Raw genomic sequence first — 19671 nt, 5'->3', positions numbered from 1 at the left:
CTTAATCAATTTGAGGGGTTAAAGTTGATGCTAAAGGCATTGAAATTTTCTGATTTACGACTGCTAGATACAGGAGGTGGGGTAATGCAGGAGCAATTGCTGATAATGGCTAAGTAATACCAACCTGCATAAATCTTTGATCAATTTAACGAATTAAATTGCACTATAACGTCGTTAAAAATTTTTTATTTAGAACAACTAGATATAAAAATTTTTGCCTAGTTCTAGCGTAATTTTCTTAACGTTAAATAGACCCCATATATAAGCAGATTGGTATAACAAGTTTTGTCTTGTTATCGACACGATTTTCTTATCTCAAAACAGATTACTTAATTAAGCGAGCTGGTATTATTTGAGTTTTTATATAGGTGAAATTAAAAACGCCTAATAAATTAGGCGTTTTTAATTATGCTTTATGCTTCATTAAGCGTTCTTTTTCACGCGACCAGTCTTTATCTTTACCGTCTTCGCGTTTGTCGTGTAGCTTTTTACCTTTTGCTAGATGAAACTCAAGTTTTACCCAGCAGTTTTTCCAGTACATCGCTGTAGCTATTAAAGAATAGCCATCGCGCTCTGTAGCACCGAATAAACGGTCAAGTTCGCGTCTGCTTAATAGCAATTTACGATAACGTAGCGGGTCGCAAATTACATGGGTCGAGGCACTAATAAGTGGCTGAATCTGACTGCCAAGTAGAAATGCTTCGCCATTTTTAAGATGAATATAAGTTTCTGTGATATTTACTTTACCAGCTCGGATACTTTTAACTTCCCAGCCTTGTAGTTCAATACCTGCTTCAAACTTATCGTGTAAAAAATACTCATGTCGCGCTTTTTTGTTTAGCGCGATGGTATTACTTGTCGATTTTGATGAATTTTTCTTAGCCATAGTGCCCTATAATATACGTAATGTGAGATGTTTTACATCGATTTTTTTAATAATGCTTTTAAAAATTTAGCTTTAATTTAAGCCGCATGAAAATTTGGGGAAACGCGCAAAGCTTGCTAAAATTCGCCCACACAGTTGGGAGTGAGTATGCCACAAATAGAAAAAAGTGCGCTGGTTATGTACAGCACTAAAGAGATGTTTGATCTAGTTAATGATGTAGAAGCTTATTCACAGTTTTTACCAAATTGCTCAGACTCAAAAATTGTTTCACAGCACGATAATAACATGACCGCGAGTTTAGAAATATCTAAGGCGGGTATAAAAAAGTGGTTTACCACCGAAAACACCTTTGTTGATGAACAAACCGTGTTACTGCGCCTTGTTGATGGTCCGTTTAAGACGTTAAAAGGGCGCTGGCATTTTCAAGAGCTCGACGCCAAAGCATGTAAGGTTCATTTGCACCTAGAGTTTGAATTTTCAAGTAAGTTAATAGAGCTTGCCTTTGGAAAGATTTTTAACGATGTAGCAAAAAATATGGTGAGTGCATTTACTCAACGTGCAAAACAGGTTTATGGAGCGCGAGTATGATTAATGTTGAAGTGGTCTTTGCATTACCGACCACGGCCACGTGTTTATCAATTGAAGTGCCACAAGGGACTACAGTCGAGCAAGCTGTTATTCAGTCAGGTATTATAGAAAAGTGCCCAGAAATAGATGCCACATCGCTAACGTTAGGTGTGTGGAATCGAACTGTAAAAGCTAACTATGAATTAAAAGACGGTGACCGTATAGAAATATACCGTCCATTAATTGCAGATCCTAAAGATGCCCGCAGAAAACGTGCAGAAAAAGCAAAAGAAGAAGGGCGTGCAAATAAAATAACGGGTGGTCGCCCACTCGAAAAGTAATACCAATCGGCATAAACTTCGAACAATTTAACAGATTAAATCACACGCTAACGTCGTTTAAAATGGTAAAAGCTTTTTAAGTAAACCAATAAAAAAGGTGAGCCATGCTCACCTTTTTTACTACCTGAGGCGTTTATTGCTCTAGCGGTGTAGTAAAGTTTTCAGGTTGGTCATAATCACCTGAGATTGAAACTAACTTTTCATTTTCAAAGTTAATTACTAACTCTTTATTTTGTTCGTTTTTACGGCCTTTATTAAAGCTGTAAATATAGCGCCAAGTATTGTTATCAAAGGCGTCCTCGGCAATAGGTCTACCTAATACATAAACAACTTGCTCTCGGGTCATATTTACACGAAGTTTTTCAACATCCGATTGCTCTAAAAAGTTGCCTTGTGGAATGTTAATTCGGTATACCCAGCTAGAGCAACCTGCTGCTGAGCTAAGTGTTAAAGCGACGATAAGCCAAAGAGAAAAAGTTTTTAACGACTGCATTGTTAGTTGTGATCCTTATTTTTTATAATCTGCATGATACCGATTAGTCACTGAAGGTAAAACCCTTTTAAGCAATTGTTTTATGTTAAGGGCGTTAAGGTAATGTTTTGACCACTGATAATGAAAAAAGTTTACAGCATATTGAAACGAATATTTTAAAAACTGAGTCTACTTGGTTTTTATATATAGTTGAAACACGATTTGGTCATTGGTACACAGGGATCACGACTAATGTTGAAAAACGCTTTGCAACTCATCAAGCTGGTAAAGGGGCTAAAAACCTTAGAGGAAAAGGGCCTCTTTTACTTATCCATCAACAACAAGTAGGTAATAAAAGTGAAGCAAGTAAGCTTGAGTATCAATTAAAAAAGCTCCCTAGAGCTAAAAAGGAAGCGTACGTTTCAGCATTTAATACTGGCGATAGCAAAAGTACTTAGTTTGTGTAAATTAAGCATATTCGTTATGAGCAAAAACTATCTTCGAATATAGCTTATGCTCATAGCTGGCGTGTAATATTAGAGTCGCTTAGCGATGCTTTTCAAAGGTAGCTACAAGCGCATCAAGTGTTTGTGCACTGTTGGCTAAGTCGCGAATCGCTTGCTCTGTATTGATTTGTTCGCTCATTGCTTTATCGCTAATTTCGCTAATTTGCTCAATATTACGACTTACATCGGCAACCACATTACTTTGCTGCTCAGTTGCAGTCGCTATAAGCGTAGCCATATCGTTTATTTGATTTGCTGTTTCGGTTATCGTATCAAGTAATTCAACAGAGCTTTGCATTGCACCAACGCTTTGCTGAGCTTTATCTTTCGATTGGCTAATATCATTAACTACATCATCAGATATTTTTGTAAGCTCTTCAATCATAGATTGAATTTCGGTGGTTGATTGCGATGTACGGTTTGCCAGTGCACGTACTTCATCAGCAACAACAGCAAAGCCGCGTCCGTGTTCACCTGCGCGAGCAGATTCAATTGCAGCATTTAAAGCAAGTAGATTAGTTTGATCCGATATGCCTCTAATTGAGTCAACAATACTTGCAATATCAACCGTTTTTTTAGAAAGCAAAGTAACTTGCTCTGTTATGCCATCAATATCGCTGGCAAGGGCTGATATAGTTGCTTGGCTTTGGAGTACTTGTTTGTGACTTTGAATGGTGTTTTCGCGGCTGTTATCGGTTAACTTAGCTGTATTTGCTGCGCTTTGCGCTATTTCTTGTACTGTAGCGCCCATTTCGTTGATTGCTGCTGCGACAGATATTGTTTGTTCTTTTTGGTTGTCTATTGCTTGGGAGTTCCGTTTTGCTTGTTCAAATACATGATCAGAGCTTTTTCTAATATCGTGACTTTCGCTGGCAACTTGAGTAATCGCTGTTTCTATTTTATTTATAAACTGGTTAAAGCCGTTACTTAAATTGTTAAGCTCTGGTTGGCTCGATTCTGGTAAGCGGTACGCTAAATTTGCATCGCCTGAGCCTAGGCGTGAAAATAACTCAGCCATTTTAGAAAGTGGAGATGAAAGTGAGCGAGCAAGCAAATAACTGATTAAACTCGCAACCAATGCTGTAATTACCGTAAAAGTAAATATTTGCCATTGGAGGGTGTTTACGCTTGCGAAAACTTCACTTTTTGGCACTTGAGCTACAACATATAAATCGGTGTTTTTAATAGGCATAGCAGCTACAAGTGTCGGTTCGCCATTTAAATTAATTTCTTCTAGTGCAAAGCCATTACTATTAAATAGTTGGCTGTGGATATTTGCAGTATACAAATCATCAATATTTGCTTTAGCTACTTTACTTGCATCTTTATGAAGCTGAATCAATCCACTTTTATCTGCAATGAATACAAAGCCTGTTTGCTCAATTTTAAATTGCTGTAATAACTTTTGCATATCAGTGATGCTTTTTGCAAGACCTGCTAAACCAGTACCATTAGCTTGCTGATGATTTACAAACATTTTCACATCATTGGCTGACTCTTGATAAATACTGATAGAGTAAGGTTGTTTTGATTGCTTAAAAGCAAAGAACCAGCCATCGGCTGCATCGTTTTTTAACACACGCAAAAACCCATTCTGGTTCCAGTACTGTGCAGTGTCTCTATTTGCCCAAGATGCTGTGGCTAAATCGTATTGCTGGGCAACGCGATTTAATTCTTTTAATAGTAATGTATCGTCTTGGTTGTTTGATTGAGCCCATTGTAAAATAAATTCGTTTGATGATAGTTGCTGAGCAGCACCGAGTAACTCGTTGATTTCACCGCCTATGTGATTGCTGATTGTTTGCAGTTTACTAGGGAGCTCTGACTCAATCATACGTCGCTCAATAATATCCTCTGAGCTGTGTAGGGAAGTCAAACCAATCAGTGCGGCTACGCATATAGCAATAACACTGCCTAAAGCTGTGATTTTTTGAGTGATCGAAAGATTTTGTATCGTCATGATATTAATTAATTTTACAACTAAATAGAAAAACATATTAGCACATTATTTATTTGGAACTAAATATTGGCTAAGCAGAATAGGCAAAGATATACCAGATTGGTTAAAGTTTTATTAACAGGCATAAAAAAGCCCACATGCAAAAAGCATACGGGCTTGGTTTCTAACAAGCGAAACATTTATTGTTTAGGGTTAAACAATCTTTTTCATTGCTGACATGTAGCCACGTAATTTAGCACCTACTTTTTCAACTGGGTGTTCGCGCAATGCTGCGTTAATTTGAATTAATGTTTGGTTATCAACTTGGTTACTGTGCTCGCCAAGGCCTTTACCGATAATGTCTGTATCAACGTTTTTCATAAAATCAGCAAGTAATGGTAAACATGCATGGTTATATAAATAACAGCCGTATTCTGCAGTATCAGAGATAGTACGGTTCATTTCAAAAAGCTTTTTACGCGCAATAGTATTGGCGATTAATGGCGTTTCGTGTAATGACTCGTAGTAAGCTGACTCTTCGATAATGCCGGCTGCTGTCATGGTTTCAAATGCAAGTTCAACACCTGCCTTAACCATTGCTACCATTAAAATACCGTTATCAAAAAATTCTTGTTCTGAGATTTCTACATCGCCAGCAGGGGTCTTTTCAAAGTTAGTTTCTGCTGTTTCTGCGCGCCATTTAAGTAAGTTTACGTCATCGTTATTCCAGTCTTCCATCATAGTGCGTGAGAAAGTGCCGTCGATGATGTCATCTTGATGCTTATTATAAAGCGGACGCATAATTAGTTTTAGCTCTTCACTTAGTTCAAACGCTTTTACTTTTGCTGGGTTTGAAAGGCGGTCAAGCATGTTAGTAACGCCGCCATACTTAAGTGCTTCGGTAATTACTTCCCAGCCGTATTGAATTAGTTTTGATGCGTAACCCGCATCAACGCCTTTTTCTACCATTTTATCAAAACATAAAATAGAGCCAGTTTGTAACATGCCACATAAAATGGTTTGTTCGCCCATTAGGTCAGACTTAACCTCAGCAATAAATGATGATTTAAGTACACCTGCGCGATGTCCGCCCGTACCCGCTGCATACGCTTTAGCTTGTGCTAAACCAAGACCTTGAGGGTCATTTTCTGGGTGAACTGCGATCAGAGTTGGCACACCAAAACCGCGTTTGTATTCTTCACGTACTTCAGAACCAGGACACTTAGGCGCAACCATGATTACGGTAATGTCTTCACGTACTTGCATGCCTTCTTCAACAATATTAAAGCCATGAGAGTAAGCAAGTGTAGAGTCTTTTTTCATAAGTGGCATAATCGCACTTACTACAGCGGTATGTTGTTTATCTGGCGTTAAATTAAGTACTACGTCAGCGGTAGGAATTAATTCTTCATAAGTACCAACAGTAAAGCCGTTTTCAGACGCATTTAAAAATGATTGGCGACGCTCAGAAATAGCTGAAGCACGTAATGTGTAAGAAACATCTAAACCAGAGTCACGTAAGTTTAAGCCTTGGTTTAAACCTTGTGCGCCACAGCCTACAATAACTAGTTTTTTACCTTTAAGTGCGTCAACGCCATCGGCAAATTCGCCTGCGTCCATAAATTCACATTGCGCTAATTGCGCTAATTGTTCGCGTAAAGGTAAGGTATTGAAATAATTCGCCATTGTTAGTGTCCTATAAAGTCATGTTTGTTAGATGCGCAAGGTTTGTTGCGCTTACAAACACCATATGTAAAATCGTTGCTTGCGTAAAATGATATATTTGAATTAAAATGTTTCATAATATGAAATACTGGGTTTGGCATGGATCATAAACATTTAAACTACTTTTTAGCACTGGCTAAAACACTTCATTTTGGACGCGCAAGCGAGCTTTGTCATATAAGCGCACCCACTTTGAGCCGCAATATAAAACACTTAGAAGAAGAGGTAGGTGTTGCATTATTTGTACGCGATAACCGCAGTGTTAAATTAACGCGTGAGGGTGAGTCGTTTATTGATTACGCCACAGCAACGCTTGCTAATTGGCAGCGTTTTAAAACGAATGTGAAAGACCCACAACAACATATTTACGGCAAAGTAAGTATCTATTGCTCGGTTACTGCATCTTATAGTTTTTTACATCAAATATTAGAGCAGCTTCGTGCGCAGCATCAGTATATAGAAATAACATTAAATACAGGCGACCCTGCACTTGCTATAAACCGTGTGTTAGATGGGCATGAATTAATGGCTATTGCAGCTAAGCCAAATAAGTTACCGGCGCAAATTGCTTTTGTAGATATAGGGCATTCTCCACTTTTATTAATTGGACCAAAAATTCAATGCCCGATCACACAAAAACTAACGCAGAATGGTGATGACATTAATTGGTCTGATTTAGAATTTATAGTGCCAGAACAAGGTTTTTCTCGCCAAAGGTTAGAACACTGGTGGCGCAAAAATAATATTCACGGGAAAATTTACGCACAAGTTGCTGGGCACGAAGCAATGGTATCTATGGTGAGCTTAGGATTAGGTGTCGCAATGGTCCCTAAAATAGTGCTAGATAACAGCCCGCTGCAAGATAAAGTACAAATACTAACACCAAAAATGCAAGCGCCTGATGGGTTTGATATTGGTTTGGCAGTATTAAGGAAAGAGTTAAATGACCCTGCAATCAGTGCTTTGTGGAATATTGCGCAAACTTTAGATGCAAAAGCGATTTAATGCGCGCAGAGAATAAGCAAGTTAGTTAAATAGTATGAATATAGGTTGCGTATAAGTTTACTATTACTTAACATTGAGCGCTAATAATAAAAACAATGACGCTTGAGAGTTTATTTATGAACCACGCCGTATCACTTGCTCATTCTGCTCAATGCCTAAAAAAGGCGATTCCTTTGATGGTAAAATACCGAATGCCGGTTACACCCATCAACTATGCAATTTGGTACTGTTATATTCAAGGAAACAAACCTTCATTAAATGCTGAGTTAGACCATGTTATTGCTCTGCAACAAACATGTTCACAAGACAAAGCAAAAGAAATTTTTGATAAACATTTAACGCAAGACGATCTCGTTTTTTTTCAAGAAATGACTGAAAAATTTCATACAACTATGGAGCAAGTTCAGCAAGATATAAGCACAACGCTTGATCACTCTAAAAGCTTTACGACGAGTTTAGTTGACTCACAAAATGAATTAAATATGCTTGTTGATGTAAACTCTTACAATGAGATACTAGGTTGTGTTGAGCGTTTAACCGACGATTCTATTGCAATGCAAGATTATGCTCGGGAGTTTCAGACTAAATTAGCCGTTGCCTACAATGAAATAAAAGATTTAAAAGAAGCACTCAATATTTCAAAGGAAGCAGCCGATACCGACACGCTTACGGGTTTTTATAATCGAGGTAAGTTTGATTCTGATATTGTAAACTTTTGCCTCGAATACTCAGAGCAAGCGCAAGAAGACTCTCTTGCCGTACTCATTATGTTTGATATTGATCATTTTAAGCGCTTTAACGATGATTTTGGCCATCAAAAGGGTGATGAAGTGCTTAGGCTAGTTGCTAAAAAAGTGAGAGAAAATACAACTGAAGCTGCAAATGTGTATAGATATGGTGGCGAGGAGTTTTGCATAACAGCCTACTTTGACACTATTAACGATATAATAGCATTTGCAGATTGTATTCGTTTAGCAATAGCAAAATTGGCGATTCGTAAAAAGCATGATGTAACTGCAAAACGTGCTATTTCAGCAAGTTTTGGCTTAGCAATTTTACGACCATTTACAAATAGTTCTGTTTTAGTTGAGCGTGCAGATAGAGCCTTATACATTGCCAAAACACATGGACGAAATCGTATAGAAATAGCCCCTGATATTTAATAAGTACCAGAGGTTTTTGATTTATTTGGGTTAAAGCCGCTCAATTTAGGGCGATTTAATCCAACTTCAGTTTTGGTAAACAAGCAGGTAAAACCCAATAGAGCTGTAGCGAGTTAGCTCTTAGTAATTTTTTATTTGAATAATTGCATTTGCTACGTTGTGCCTCATTTTCAAAGTATCTTAAAGTACTATTAGTCAAAAACTACACAAGCAACTCAAAGTACAATCCTTAGACACAACTACCTTGAAAGATAAATAGTCCGAAAAGCATAAAGTTAACATTTTTGTATACAAATTGTGAATAATTGTAACCAGCTAGAGCTAGTTTAAAAAGACCTTGCTAGTATGGGGAACTCACTTATTTTGATACTTTGATTTACGCTGATGCGGTATGCCTTCTCATTATTAACAGCTCTATGTTTTAGCACTTTGTTTATTTGCCTTTCGGTGCAAGCAACACAGGCAAGCAAGCATGCTGACGATTATACAGAGCAAGATATAACAACCGATCGTCTGCATTTGAGTTTAAGCGTGGGGGCTGGAGTTATAACCAACCCTTTGCATGGTGGAGATAATATTCCGCTCGTGCTTATTCCTCAAGTTGCGTTTTATGCAGAGCAATGGTTTTTTGATAATGGCCGTCTTGGTTATTCATTTTTGCAAACCCCTAAGCATCACTTTAATCTAGTTGGTGAACTCAACTCTGAGTCTCGCTTTTTTATAGACTGGCACCCTAAAAATGTATTTACACTACAAAGCAGTGCTCTCAACAATCAGTTCGTAATGCAAGATGAAGCCTCGTCCTCTCGCTATGTTGATATTGATAATTTACATAAACGGCAAATTGCACTGGATGCGGGTATTGCATATCACTATGTAAATGAAGACCATGTTTTTTCGGTTCAGGCTCTGCATGATATAACCGATGTTTATCGAGGTGTACGCGCAGCATTACAGTGGCAGTATCATACTGTGATAGGAAAGCTCAAAATAAAGCCAACACTTGGAATAAACTATAAATCTGCGGAACTAAATAGCTATTTTTATGGACTTAATGAGGGTGAAACTCAATTTGGCAAAATAGACGTTGGTAGTAGTTGGCAACCTTATGCTAAAATCGATGCCCGTTGGCCTCTGAGTAAGGCTGACTCTCTTCGTTTTCATGTAGCATATTACGACTATTCGGCTATGGATGGCAGTCCGCTCTTCGAACGTACTTATTCAATGACTGCATTTATAGGATTCGATCGTACTTTTTAATATGAAGTATTTAATATTAGTTGTCTTTATTACCACTTTTTTTAGTGGTTTTAGTGTGGCACAAACCCCTTTTTTTAGCGTTTCTCCAAAAGTCTGCGTTGTCTCTGAACAGCAGGGTTTTTGCGATCTTGATTTACAATTTAAATGGCAATTAAACACCTACAGTGATGTCTGTTTGTATCAGCAAGAGCAACGGCTTCAATGCTGGGAGCAACAACTTTCTGGGCAATTTAATTATAAAGCGCGTGTTCAGGTGGAGACCATATACTCCTTAATCAATCCTCATACGGGTGTGTTAATAGCAAAAACACAGGTTGAAGTACAAAGCGCCCATGCTAAAAAAAATAGGCGTAGGCTTCGCTCTCCGTGGAGCTTTTTTTAATTTAGGAGCAACTAATGCCAAAAATTTTACTTGTTGAAGATGATCTCGGTTTACAACAACTAACAAAAGATTACCTTGAACATAATGGCCTTGAAGTCGAAGTATTAGACCGTGGTGACGAAGTGTTTAATTACTTAGAAAACAATACACCCGATTTAATGATTTTAGACGTTATGCTGCCAGGTAAAGATGGCTTTAGCGTTTGCCGCCAAGTAAGAGATAAATTTACTCTACCAATTTTAATGTTGACTGCTAAAGGTGAAGATTTCGACCAAGTACTTGGCTTAGAGCTTGGCGCTGATGATTATGTAATAAAACCAGCAGAGCCACGTGTATTACTAGCGCGAATTAATGCATTACTGCGTCGTGGACAACCCATGGTAAAATCAAGCGAAGAGCTCCAGTTTGGTGATTTAGTCATTGATAAAACAAGTCGTATTGTAAAACTAAGTGATTCGGAGATTGTATTAACTTCGCACGAGTTTGAGTTACTATGGCTATTAGCGTCAAATGCGGGTGAAGTACTAAGTCGAGAACATGTGCACCAGCATATGATTGGTCGCCAATACGATGGACTTGATAGAACTGTGGATGTACGCGTATCACGAATTCGTAAAAAATTAGGCGACAACAGCGATAAGCCGTATCGTATAAAAACTGTATGGGGACAAGGCTACTTATTTGTTTCTGATGCATGGGATCTTTAGAACTATTTAAGGTTAGTCGGCTTTAATGGGAAAACTGTTTACCAGCTTATATTTATATATCATCGTTTCTTTGTTTGTAGTAAGCGGTGTTATAGAGCAATTGTGGCCTTACGAAGAGTCGCAACAACAGGTCTTCTTAGATGATGAGTTTGGGCAATCACTCTGGTTGCTCTCACAAACTCCAAATGGTCTTAAAAAATTAAAGCACAACTTTGAAAGTAAAGTGATTGAACGACGTGATTTAATACTCCCTCAAAAACAACAATCGCAGCTCAACCAAAACCACTACTTATACTTATACGATAAGCAACAACGCATTGTTTGGTATGTAGATCTCGGTAATGATTCATTACTTCAAGTAGGACCGGTAGGTGTATTAACGCAGGAATCATCTTCTGTTTGGCCGTATTTATTACTACTTATTATTGTAGGTATACCTGTTGGGCTGTGGAGCTTTTTACTATGGCGCGACTTTGCAAAGCTACGTAAAGCGTGTGAAGCGGTAGAGGGTTTGCAAGACTTTCAACTAAATGACTCTTCTAAGTCTTTCTTTTTACCTATTACTGATACATTAAAGGTAATGCAGCAACGTATTGAGTTTTTACTTAGTGCGCAGCAAGAACTTACCTCATCGGTGTCGCATGAGTTTAGAACACCACTAGCACGTTTAAAGTTTGCAATTGTAATGCTGCAAGAACAAATGCTTGACGAAAAAGGTGAGAAATACTTAATAAACATGCAAACAGACATTAGCGAGCTTGAGTCACTAGTTTCTGAAATGCTCGAATACGCGCGATTAGACTCTCAACAACCTAGTTTACAGCCAATAAACTGTGACTTAGCTGGGCTGGTAAAAACAACTGTTGAAAAGCTAAACTTTGAAGCCCGAACAACGCTCTCCGTAAACCTCCCTGAGCATTTAAATTATTACTGTGATAGTCACTTTATGGCGCGAGTATTTCAAAATTTAATTGGCAATGCGCTCAAATATACCCATAAACAAGTCAAAATTACATTGCTACAAGAGACAAAATACATCGTATTGATTGTTGAAGATGATGGGGAGGGGATAGCTCCCGCTGAGCGAGAAAATGTATTTAAACCTTTTACTCGACTAGATAAAAGTAGAGGCAAGGATACCGGTGGTTTTGGTTTAGGACTCGCTATAGTTGCTAAAATTGTGTCGTGGCACCAAGGAGAGTGTAAAGCAGAAAGCTCAAGCTTAGGTGGTGCTAAATTTATTGTATATTTACCCCTCAAATTTAAGACATAAAAAAAGCGCCTAAAGGCGCTTTTTTTGCGGTTAAAAACCAAAATCAACAAGTAGCAATATAATAGACCGCAGGTGCTTAAAAAAGTTCTCAACTATTTTTATTTTTTTCAAGTAATGGCATTAACATTTGCTCAAGGCCATTTAGTTTTACCTCATACATCATCGCAAGTTGACTACCTAGTTTTGAGTCAGGAAACCCTTGCTGATTAAACCAGACTAAATAAGGCTCTGGGAGTAACAACAATGGCCGTCCTGCATATTTTCCAAACGGCATTGTAGTATTTATCGCTATTTTTAGTTGTTTTGGATCCATAAAAACTACTTATGTATTTAAAGTATGCGTAAGTGTAAGGGATTTTAGAGATATAAAATAGGCTGTGACGGGCAAGAAACAGCCTATTTTGCGAGGGAGTAGGCCCTCTGATTTAATAATTTTATGTTGATTGATATAAACCTAGTTGAACTTTAATTAGCTGGGATCTAATTAAGTTATTATTAGAACATGGGTTCTTATTTAACCAACACAGTTAGTCTACCTGTTTTTCATTGTTGTGGTGAATTGGCTTGTAAAGGAATGTAAATAGAATTGCTTTTTATTTAAAAACTAATAACAAAGCCTTAATGGATTAAGGCCTTGTTATTTATAGACGTTATAAAAAGTAATTATTCGTTAAATAGCTCTTGTTTAACGTGCTCTGCAAAACCACTACCGGCTTCTAGGTAAAAGTTATAAGTAGAATGAACACCCATTTCTTCTAGTTCTTTTTGTTGATCAGGGTAGTTTGCAATAGCTGTTACTTGGCCTTTATAACCAGAGGCTTGTAGTTGCTCTAAGGCAAAGATATTTTGCATATGCTTTGGCATCGCAAGCATAACCATTTCTACTTGTGAGTGATTTACTCGTTGCCAAAAGTCAGGGTCGGTTGCATCAGCAATTAAGACGTTGCGGCCTCTGTTAACGTGCTTATCTACCACCTCAGGTTTTATATCTATACCTGCAACAACATTTGGGTGAGTCGCGTTGATAGTCTCATAAGCACCAGTACCAATACGTCCCATACCAAAAATGACTATTCTAGTATCGTTAAGGTTAACAGGTAGCTCTTCAGCTAAACGAGTTTTGCTTTCGAACTTTAATAACCAGTGCTCAATTTTGACGTACAACTCGTTTGAACGTTTATTTAATGGGGAGGCAATTATAAAGGTAATAGAAACAGCAATTGCCATTACAGCTAGCCATTCAGAGGTGATCATGCCTGTAGTTGCAGCCACTGCACATACAATTAAACCAAACTCACTGTAGTTAGATAAGCTAAAAGCAGTAAGTAATGATGTACGCGCGCGTAGTTTAAATATATTAGTGAACACATAATAAAGCGCTATTTTAACGGGTAATACTAAAATAAGTATAATAGCAACAATCAAGGAGTTAGTGGTTAGCTCTGCGCTCAAACCAATACTTAAGAAGAAGCCAACTAGCAATATGTCCTTTAAATTAAGCAGGGATTTTGATAGCTCGCCTGCTTTTTTGTGAGGGGCAAACATCATTCCTATTATTAGTGCACCTAAATCGCCTTTTAGGCCTGCAAATTCAAATGCATGATAACCAGCAACTAGAGCAAAGAAAAAACCAAACAATGGTAATAGTTCACCATGTTTAGATCGGTTCAATACGCCATACATTACAGGTCGTAATAAAGGCAAAGCAATTATTAGTGCAATTGCCCATAAATTTGGGACTTTGCCGGTGCTAATAGCTAAAAAGATAACAGCAAAGATATCTTGCATTACCAATATACCAATGGCTATTTTACCGTGTAAGCTTGCCATTTCTCCGCGTTCTTCAAGCACTTTTACTGCAAATACAGTACTTGAAAAGCTAAGCGCAAACCCAACTAATAAAGCACTTTGCCAACTTAAATCAACAAATAGTGGAATAGCGAATACGCCAAGTAACAGCATAAAACCACTAAATAACGCACTGCTAAAAATGATATGCAATGTTGCAGGTGCCCAAACTTGAGGTTTAATTAAACTGTTAACTTTAAGTTTCAAGCCAATACTAAAAAGAAGAAGGGTAACGCCAAGGGCTGCAATTGTATCGAGCAACTCTGTACTTTTATAACCCGATAAATTTAAAGCAAAGCCTGCTAATAAAAATCCAATAAGAGGAGGTAGTTTTAATTGATAAACGGCAAAACCACAAACAAACGCGGCAGCAAAATAGATTAGTTCCATAATTCTTAATATCACTTCATTTGGTATTGCAGTGTAACGAAAAATTTATGCCATTGAAAATATAATAGACCTAAAAATGAACGCGTCTAATCAATTACTTGCCTTGCTGCGTATGAAAAATGCGCATTAAACACTTATTTAATCGTAAATAGTATGTAAATAACATTTTTTCACTGACATTAGCTTTTAAATATGGTTAAGATGCGATAACGAAGAAGTTTAAGCCGGAGCAAATAATAGAGCAGCTCAGCTTAAGGAGAGAGATATGTTTAAAAAGATTTTAGCGTCGGTAGGTATTGGTGCTGCAAAAGTAGACACTATTTTAGAAACTGAACACCTACAACCAGGTCAACTTTTTAACGCACAAATAGTTATCACAGCAGGGGATGTTAGCCAAGATATCGCAGGCTTAGATTTATTATTAATGACTCGTGTTAAAGTTGCGGGTGATGATGGCGATTATTTTACTAATCATGTAATTGAGCAATGGCGAATTACAGATATTGGTACAATTGAGCCAGGCGAAGTTAAAAACATCCCTTTTGAAGCACGTCTTCATTCTGAAACACCTATTACAGAAATTAATGCAGGTTATAATCAATCGCATGTATGGCTAGAAACAGGCCTAGATATAGACTTAGCACTTGACCCAACAGATAAAGACCATTTACACATTTACCCTAATGAAGCGGTTAAAACGTGTATGCAAGCGATGGAAAAGTTAGGTTTTAGTTTAATGAAAGCTGACGTAGAAAAAGGCCACTTACGGGCTTCAACTTTTCAGTCATTATCTGGGTGTTACCAAGAACTTGAGTATAAGCCTAATAGCCGCAGCTTATTTGGCATTCAGGAGATTGAATTATCGTTTGTACCAGAGGCACATAAAACACATGTGCTTATAGAGCTAGACAGAGCCTTTAAAGGCGATGGTTATGTAGATTTGACCATAGAGCACGATCATGTGAATCTATCGCAGTTGTGTGATCAGCTAGAGCGCTTATTTACTTAGTATAAGCTAACTAAGCTAGCGAGTGATTTTAATAAACCCAGCCTAAGCTGGGTTTTTTGCTTATAGGATTTAATATGCAGTTTAAATGTGAGCAGTTTGACGCTCTTGATACACAGACTCTTTTTACTATTATGCGTGGGCGGGTTAATGTATTTGTTGTAGAACAAAAATGTCCTTACCCTGAAATTGATGATGTAGATATTGCTTTAAATACACAGCATTTATATACATTGGATAATGGGCAACTACAAACTTATGCGCGTTGTTATGACAAAAGTGAGCAATACAGCGCAATAGGTCGCGTGCTAGTGAGTGAAGGAGCGCGTGGTAATGGGTATGCTACTTTACTTATTACTGAAGCTATAGACTGCTGCAAAGCACAATGGCCTGAGCGAGATATTTATATAGGTGCACAAACTTACTTGCTTGATTTTTACCGCTCTTTTGGCTTTGAGGATTATAAAAGTGAATATTTAGAAGACGGTATACCTCATCAAGATATGATTTTAAAACTCACTAAATAAATCCAATTTAAGCAGCTATAAAAAAGCCCACTAATGTGGGCTATTTTAATTTAAGACTATTTTAAGGTATTATTTAGCTCAAGAGTGAGTGTAAAAATACCATACCAATAGCAAGTGGACACACAAACTTGGTATACCAAGGCCATATTTTCCAAAACAATGTGTTATGGACCTCAGGATTACCTTCTTTAATTGCTTTAAGTAATGAGCCTCTGTACCAAATCCAGCCTACAAATATACAACACATCAGGCCAAGCAAAGGTTGAGCTACTTTTGTAGTTAAAGTAATCACTAAGCCAAATAAGCTACTAAGGTTACACACAATTGTAATGCTAACGATAGCAATTAAAGCTCCAATCAACCAGGTTGCCTGAACGCGTTTCATCCCAAAGCGTTCTACAGTGTATGATACTGGCGCCTCTAACATTGAAATAGATGACGTTAAAGCGGCAATACTCATTAACGCAAAAAATGAAAAGCCCACAAATAAGCCAACTTCGCCCATTCCATCAAATAAAGCAGGGAGTACCTGAAATACTAACGTATCTTCAGAGAGTAATTTACCTGTTGAGGCCGAGAATATTTCAACGCCTTGAGCTTGCGCTACATACATAGCCGGAATAATCAGTAAACCCGCTACAAAGGCTATAAATACATCAATAAGGGTTACATAGGCACCTAAAGAAACAAGATTTTCTTTTTTGCTAATGTACGAGCCGTAAATAATCATTACGCTAGTACCTAGCGATAAAGAGAAAAAAGCTTGTCCTAGTGCGCTAACTAATAGTTTTGCGTCAAAAATAGACGAAAAATCAGGAACTAAGTAAGCCTTTAAACCTTCCATTGCGCCATCTTGGGTCATTACATAAGCAATAAGTGCAAATAAAATCCCCAAAAGAGCGGGCATTAAACGTTTTGACCATTTTTCAATACCGTTCTCAACGCCTCTACTGATAATAGCGACAGTTAGTACGATAAAGACGAGAGTGAATATAATGTTTCGGGTAAGTGATTGTTCACTTAGCCATGTCGATGCTGTGTCGGCACCGACAAGAGTAGCTATGGGTTCAGCTGTAGCGCTGAGCATCCAACCGGCAACAATCGCGTAAAAACTTAATATAAAGCCAGCACATAAAATACCGCCAAAACCAACAATAAAGGCAAAGTGTTTTTGCCATGGCTTATTAGATATTTTTTGAAGTGATGAAACCGCGTTTGCTTGGCCATGACGACCAATCATAAGTTCAGCCATTAAAGCGGGGTAGGCTAAAAAGAACGCAAGCACTAAATATGCGACTAAAAATGCAGCACCGCCATTACTTGCTGTTTGTGTAGGGAATCCCCAAATATTGCCCAAACCAACGGCAGAACCCGCGGCGGCCATAATAAAACCAAAGCGAGAGCTGAACTCGCCTCTAACTGCGCTCATATTATTGTACTTCTCTATTGTGTGACGGCGGTGACAATCTACTGGAAATGTTAAAAAATAAAAAGTGCTTATTTGCTGATCTAGCACAATTTAATAAGTAAAGTGTGTGTTATAACCATCGATTTTAATTGTTGTTATCGAGTCGTTTAAAATAACGAGTTGATTTTGTTTAATAATTGTTAATTACAGTCTGTAACTATTGCTTTACGAATTATGATGCTGTGCAATAGTGAGAGTAAAACACGCACCACCTAGCTGGGTACTTTTACTTACTTTAACACTGCCATGATGCCAGTCGGCTACTTTTTCAACAATAGCTAGACCAAGGCCGTAACTTTTATCAGCTCTGTTACGGTGATCTTCTTCCCTAAAAAATGGGCTAAATACATTACTAAAATTTTCTCGAGCGATACCCGGGCCGTCATCTTCTACTGTTATCATAAGCTGTTGCTCGTGTAACTTTGCGCTTAAGTAAATATGTTGGCTTGCAAAATCACATGCGTTAGTTAATAAATTAGTAATTGCGCGAGCAAGCCAGTGAAGATCTGCATTTATTATTTTATCGGTACTATTGAGTTGTACGTTGAGCATTTGCATTTCAAGCTTAGGTGCAAGTTGCACTAAAATATCTTCAAGGTAGGACTTAATGTTTGTTGATGAATAGGTCAGCTTATTAGCATTTTGCTCTAAAGTAGCAAATGCTAAATAGCTACTAAGCATCGATTCCATATGGTCTAAATCATTTTCCATACGGGTTAAATACTGTTTTACTTTTTGCTCATCATGGCTATCTAATGCCGCATCTAAACCAAATCGCAGGCACGCGATAGGGGTGCGTATATCATGAGATAAACTTGAGGCCATTAGCTTGTTTTCGGCGACAAGTTTCTCTATTTGGCTGGCCATGCGGTTAAAGGTAAGCTCTACGTCTTTTATGTAAGTAAAATGCGATACTTTTATTCGGGCTTGAACATTACCAGAGGCAAACTTTTTAGCGGCTTCATTTAACACGGTTAATCGTTTAGCTAAGGGCGCAATAATAAACCCCATAAATACACATAGGCCTGCGTAAAAGAGTAAGGTTAATATAATGTCGTTATGTTGCTCGCTATCAAAAATTTTATCTAAACGCATTGATAAGTGAAAAGGATTTAAAACAGCGCTGCTATAAAGCATATAAAAGCCTTGCTGATCTTCTAAAATCAGCCCACCCGGCGTGTGCATTTGTAATAATAAAGAAGGCGGTAAAGCAAGTGATTCATTAGGTTTGTAATCAATTAAAACATCAAACTCTAGCGCCAGTTGTTTTACATAATCGCTGCGCTCAGATGTGGGTATGTTAGCTAACTGCTTGCTAAAACCCATGATCATTTTACTTTGCTGACTAAATTCATCCTGTGGGGTATGCGCTTGTTGACTAAAAGCATCAATAAGCCAGCCCAATACCACAATAGATAAAAGTGCACTGCCTAGAAGCGATATATAAAACTTTTTCATTTATTTATTCATCACTTTATTACCACGCAGTAGAAACAAGTAAATATCCACGGCCCCAAATAGTTTTAATTTTTTCAGGGTTTTGTGGATCATCATTAAACTTTTTACGAAGTGCAGAAATAAGTACATCAACACTTCTATCAAGCCCATCGTATTCTCTGCCTTTGGTTGCTTTAAATACAGCGTCACGCGAGACCACTTGGCCTGCATTGCTCGCAAGGTAATGAAGCAGTAAATACTCAGCACTTGATATGTTTACGTCTTGCTTGTTGAGTTTTACATTTCTAGATTCGGTATCAATACTAAGCGCACCAACATTAATAACACTCTCGTTAACGTGTGGGGTATTTGGCTCATTATTTTGGCGAAGGGCTGCTTTTATACGCGCTAGCAATGCACGAGGGCGCACAGGTTTCATTATGTAGTCGCTTGCACCTACTTCTAGACCAATGACCTCATCCATTTCTTCATCGCGTGCGGTGAGCATTATGATGGGCGAATTATAAAAACTACGAAGTTCTCTACACACGCTTATACCATCTTGCCCTGGAAGCATAATATCAAGGAGCACGATATTTGGATTTAACGTTTTGACTTGGCTAATTACTTCGTCACCTCTGTGACAAACATGCGTTGTGTAGCCTTGCTCTGTTAAGTATTCAGCAACCCATTGAGCAAGTGATACATCGTCTTCAACGAGTAAAATAGTGCCATAGTTATCCATGAAAATATCCTTAATGCGATTGGT

General features: G+C 37.9%; 20 protein-coding genes. 11 read left to right on the top strand and 9 right to left on the bottom strand.

Annotated elements, in window-relative coordinates:
• Window positions 1-406 precede the first annotated feature (406 nt).
• Window positions 407-886 carry an SsrA-binding protein SmpB gene (gene smpB / locus I6F47_RS00325; protein WP_024599180.1) on the bottom strand — a complete coding sequence of 160 codons (480 nt, stop codon included), beginning with the start codon at window positions 884-886 and terminating at the stop codon, window positions 407-409.
• 147 nt (window positions 887-1033) lie between these two features.
• Here smpB and I6F47_RS00320 point away from each other — a divergent pair, with 147 nt between their 5' ends.
• On the top strand, window positions 1034-1474 hold the full coding sequence (locus I6F47_RS00320; protein WP_007584120.1) for a type II toxin-antitoxin system RatA family toxin: 441 nt from the start codon (window positions 1034-1036) through the stop codon (window positions 1472-1474).
• Window positions 1471-1794 carry an RnfH family protein gene (locus I6F47_RS00315; RefSeq protein WP_007584122.1) on the top strand — a complete coding sequence of 108 codons (324 nt, stop codon included), beginning with the start codon at window positions 1471-1473 and terminating at the stop codon, window positions 1792-1794. The genes I6F47_RS00320 and I6F47_RS00315 overlap by 4 nt, the downstream gene beginning before the upstream one ends.
• 133 nt (window positions 1795-1927) lie before the next feature.
• Here the strand turns inward: I6F47_RS00315 and I6F47_RS00310 are convergent, their stop codons facing one another.
• On the bottom strand, window positions 1928-2287 hold the full coding sequence (locus I6F47_RS00310; RefSeq protein WP_004335706.1) for an outer membrane protein assembly factor BamE: 360 nt from the start codon (window positions 2285-2287) through the stop codon (window positions 1928-1930).
• Between the two features lie 107 nt (window positions 2288-2394).
• On the opposite strand from I6F47_RS00310, the gene I6F47_RS00305 reads away from it, so the two are divergent.
• Window positions 2395-2724 carry a GIY-YIG nuclease family protein gene (locus tag I6F47_RS00305; protein ID WP_007584123.1) on the top strand — a complete coding sequence of 110 codons (330 nt, stop codon included), beginning with the start codon at window positions 2395-2397 and terminating at the stop codon, window positions 2722-2724.
• Window positions 2725-2812: 88 nt separating this feature from the next.
• On the opposite strand, the gene I6F47_RS00300 is transcribed toward I6F47_RS00305, so the two are convergent.
• A complete protein-coding gene (locus I6F47_RS00300) occupies window positions 2813-4732 on the bottom strand; it encodes a methyl-accepting chemotaxis protein (RefSeq protein ID WP_024589916.1) in 1920 nt (639 codons plus the stop codon).
• Window positions 4733-4924: 192 nt separating this feature from the next.
• On the bottom strand, window positions 4925-6397 hold the full coding sequence (ilvC, locus tag I6F47_RS00295; protein WP_024589917.1) for a ketol-acid reductoisomerase: 1473 nt from the start codon (window positions 6395-6397) through the stop codon (window positions 4925-4927).
• Between the two features lie 138 nt (window positions 6398-6535).
• Between ilvC and ilvY the strand changes: the two genes are divergently transcribed.
• From ilvY to I6F47_RS00265, 6 genes are all read left to right on the top strand, one after another.
• A complete protein-coding gene (gene ilvY, locus I6F47_RS00290) occupies window positions 6536-7441 on the top strand; it encodes an HTH-type transcriptional activator IlvY (RefSeq protein ID WP_007584128.1) in 906 nt (301 codons plus the stop codon).
• A gap of 116 nt (window positions 7442-7557) precedes the next feature.
• The gene (locus tag I6F47_RS00285; RefSeq protein WP_180961421.1) at window positions 7558-8604 is read left to right on the top strand and encodes a GGDEF domain-containing protein; all 1047 of its coding nucleotides are present in this window, start codon (window positions 7558-7560) and stop codon (window positions 8602-8604) included.
• 447 nt (window positions 8605-9051) lie between these two features.
• On the top strand, window positions 9052-9864 hold the full coding sequence (locus I6F47_RS00280) for a MipA/OmpV family protein (protein WP_024608151.1): 813 nt from the start codon (window positions 9052-9054) through the stop codon (window positions 9862-9864).
• 1 nt (window position 9865) lies between these two features.
• Window positions 9866-10246 (top strand): DUF3019 domain-containing protein, encoded by a 381-nt coding sequence (locus I6F47_RS00275; RefSeq protein WP_007584132.1) that lies wholly within the window; start codon window positions 9866-9868, stop codon window positions 10244-10246.
• Between the two features lie 14 nt (window positions 10247-10260).
• Entirely contained in the window at window positions 10261-10953 is a 693-nt protein-coding gene (locus I6F47_RS00270) for a response regulator (RefSeq protein WP_007584133.1), read from the top strand.
• Between the two features lie 25 nt (window positions 10954-10978).
• Window positions 10979-12226: an ATP-binding protein gene (locus tag I6F47_RS00265; RefSeq protein ID WP_165721597.1), complete on the top strand. Its 1248-nt coding sequence runs from the start codon at window positions 10979-10981 to the stop codon at window positions 12224-12226.
• 88 nt (window positions 12227-12314) lie between these two features.
• Here the strand turns inward: I6F47_RS00265 and I6F47_RS00260 are convergent, their stop codons facing one another.
• Together I6F47_RS00260 and I6F47_RS00255 are read right to left on the bottom strand one after the other, a co-directional pair.
• Complete coding sequence (locus I6F47_RS00260) at window positions 12315-12539, bottom strand: DUF3820 family protein (protein ID WP_101216204.1); 225 nt, start codon at window positions 12537-12539, stop codon at window positions 12315-12317.
• 350 nt (window positions 12540-12889) lie between these two features.
• On the bottom strand, window positions 12890-14464 hold the full coding sequence (locus I6F47_RS00255) for a cation:proton antiporter family protein (protein WP_007586608.1): 1575 nt from the start codon (window positions 14462-14464) through the stop codon (window positions 12890-12892).
• A 265-nt stretch (window positions 14465-14729) separates the two neighbouring features.
• On the opposite strand from I6F47_RS00255, the gene I6F47_RS00250 reads away from it, so the two are divergent.
• The gene (locus I6F47_RS00250) at window positions 14730-15473 is read left to right on the top strand and encodes a sporulation protein (protein WP_007586609.1); all 744 of its coding nucleotides are present in this window, start codon (window positions 14730-14732) and stop codon (window positions 15471-15473) included.
• A 74-nt stretch (window positions 15474-15547) separates the two neighbouring features.
• Window positions 15548-15997, top strand: coding sequence for a GNAT family N-acetyltransferase (locus I6F47_RS00245; protein ID WP_165721598.1), 450 nt, complete (start codon window positions 15548-15550; stop codon window positions 15995-15997).
• Window positions 15998-16070: 73 nt separating this feature from the next.
• On the opposite strand, the gene I6F47_RS00240 is transcribed toward I6F47_RS00245, so the two are convergent.
• The 3 genes from I6F47_RS00240 to I6F47_RS00230 form a co-directional block, all read right to left on the bottom strand.
• Window positions 16071-17426 carry a sodium-dependent transporter gene (locus I6F47_RS00240; RefSeq protein WP_165721599.1) on the bottom strand — a complete coding sequence of 452 codons (1356 nt, stop codon included), beginning with the start codon at window positions 17424-17426 and terminating at the stop codon, window positions 16071-16073.
• A gap of 204 nt (window positions 17427-17630) precedes the next feature.
• On the bottom strand, window positions 17631-18923 hold the full coding sequence (locus I6F47_RS00235; protein ID WP_165721600.1) for a sensor histidine kinase: 1293 nt from the start codon (window positions 18921-18923) through the stop codon (window positions 17631-17633).
• A 19-nt stretch (window positions 18924-18942) separates the two neighbouring features.
• The gene (locus I6F47_RS00230; protein WP_101216200.1) at window positions 18943-19647 is read right to left on the bottom strand and encodes a response regulator transcription factor; all 705 of its coding nucleotides are present in this window, start codon (window positions 19645-19647) and stop codon (window positions 18943-18945) included.
• Window positions 19648-19671 lie beyond the last annotated feature (24 nt).

Source organism: Pseudoalteromonas sp. NZS37 (genome assembly GCF_015864265.1).
GTDB classification, from domain to species: domain Bacteria; phylum Pseudomonadota; class Gammaproteobacteria; order Enterobacterales; family Alteromonadaceae; genus Pseudoalteromonas; species Pseudoalteromonas arctica.
Note: the sequence above shows the minus strand (reverse complement) of the source record. Positions and strands in the feature narration are given on the sequence as shown.

Bases quoted from the DNA above. Each gene is read 5' to 3' on its own strand.
- I6F47_RS00230 (WP_101216200.1), bottom strand. From the start codon at position 19,647: ATGGATAACTATGGCACTATTTTACTCGTTGAAGACGATGTATCACTT.
- smpB (WP_024599180.1), bottom strand. From the start codon at position 886: ATGGCTAAGAAAAATTCATCAAAATCGACAAGTAATACCATCGCGCTA.
- I6F47_RS00315 (WP_007584122.1), top strand. From the start codon at position 1,471: ATGATTAATGTTGAAGTGGTCTTTGCATTACCGACCACGGCCACGTGT.
- ilvC (WP_024589917.1), bottom strand. From the start codon at position 6,397: ATGGCGAATTATTTCAATACCTTACCTTTACGCGAACAATTAGCGCAA.
- I6F47_RS00320 (WP_007584120.1), top strand. From the start codon at position 1,034: ATGCCACAAATAGAAAAAAGTGCGCTGGTTATGTACAGCACTAAAGAG.
- I6F47_RS00300 (WP_024589916.1), bottom strand. From the start codon at position 4,732: ATGACGATACAAAATCTTTCGATCACTCAAAAAATCACAGCTTTAGGC.
- I6F47_RS00275 (WP_007584132.1), top strand. From the start codon at position 9,866: ATGAAGTATTTAATATTAGTTGTCTTTATTACCACTTTTTTTAGTGGT.
- I6F47_RS00260 (WP_101216204.1), bottom strand. From the start codon at position 12,539: ATGGATCCAAAACAACTAAAAATAGCGATAAATACTACAATGCCGTTT.
- I6F47_RS00235 (WP_165721600.1), bottom strand. From the start codon at position 18,923: ATGAAAAAGTTTTATATATCGCTTCTAGGCAGTGCACTTTTATCTATT.
- ilvY (WP_007584128.1), top strand. From the start codon at position 6,536: ATGGATCATAAACATTTAAACTACTTTTTAGCACTGGCTAAAACACTT.
- I6F47_RS00270 (WP_007584133.1), top strand. From the start codon at position 10,261: ATGCCAAAAATTTTACTTGTTGAAGATGATCTCGGTTTACAACAACTA.
- I6F47_RS00255 (WP_007586608.1), bottom strand. From the start codon at position 14,464: ATGGAACTAATCTATTTTGCTGCCGCGTTTGTTTGTGGTTTTGCCGTT.
- I6F47_RS00240 (WP_165721599.1), bottom strand. From the start codon at position 17,426: ATGAGCGCAGTTAGAGGCGAGTTCAGCTCTCGCTTTGGTTTTATTATG.
- I6F47_RS00285 (WP_180961421.1), top strand. From the start codon at position 7,558: ATGAACCACGCCGTATCACTTGCTCATTCTGCTCAATGCCTAAAAAAG.
- I6F47_RS00250 (WP_007586609.1), top strand. From the start codon at position 14,730: ATGTTTAAAAAGATTTTAGCGTCGGTAGGTATTGGTGCTGCAAAAGTA.
- I6F47_RS00310 (WP_004335706.1), bottom strand. From the start codon at position 2,287: ATGCAGTCGTTAAAAACTTTTTCTCTTTGGCTTATCGTCGCTTTAACA.
- I6F47_RS00265 (WP_165721597.1), top strand. From the start codon at position 10,979: ATGGGAAAACTGTTTACCAGCTTATATTTATATATCATCGTTTCTTTG.
- I6F47_RS00245 (WP_165721598.1), top strand. From the start codon at position 15,548: ATGCAGTTTAAATGTGAGCAGTTTGACGCTCTTGATACACAGACTCTT.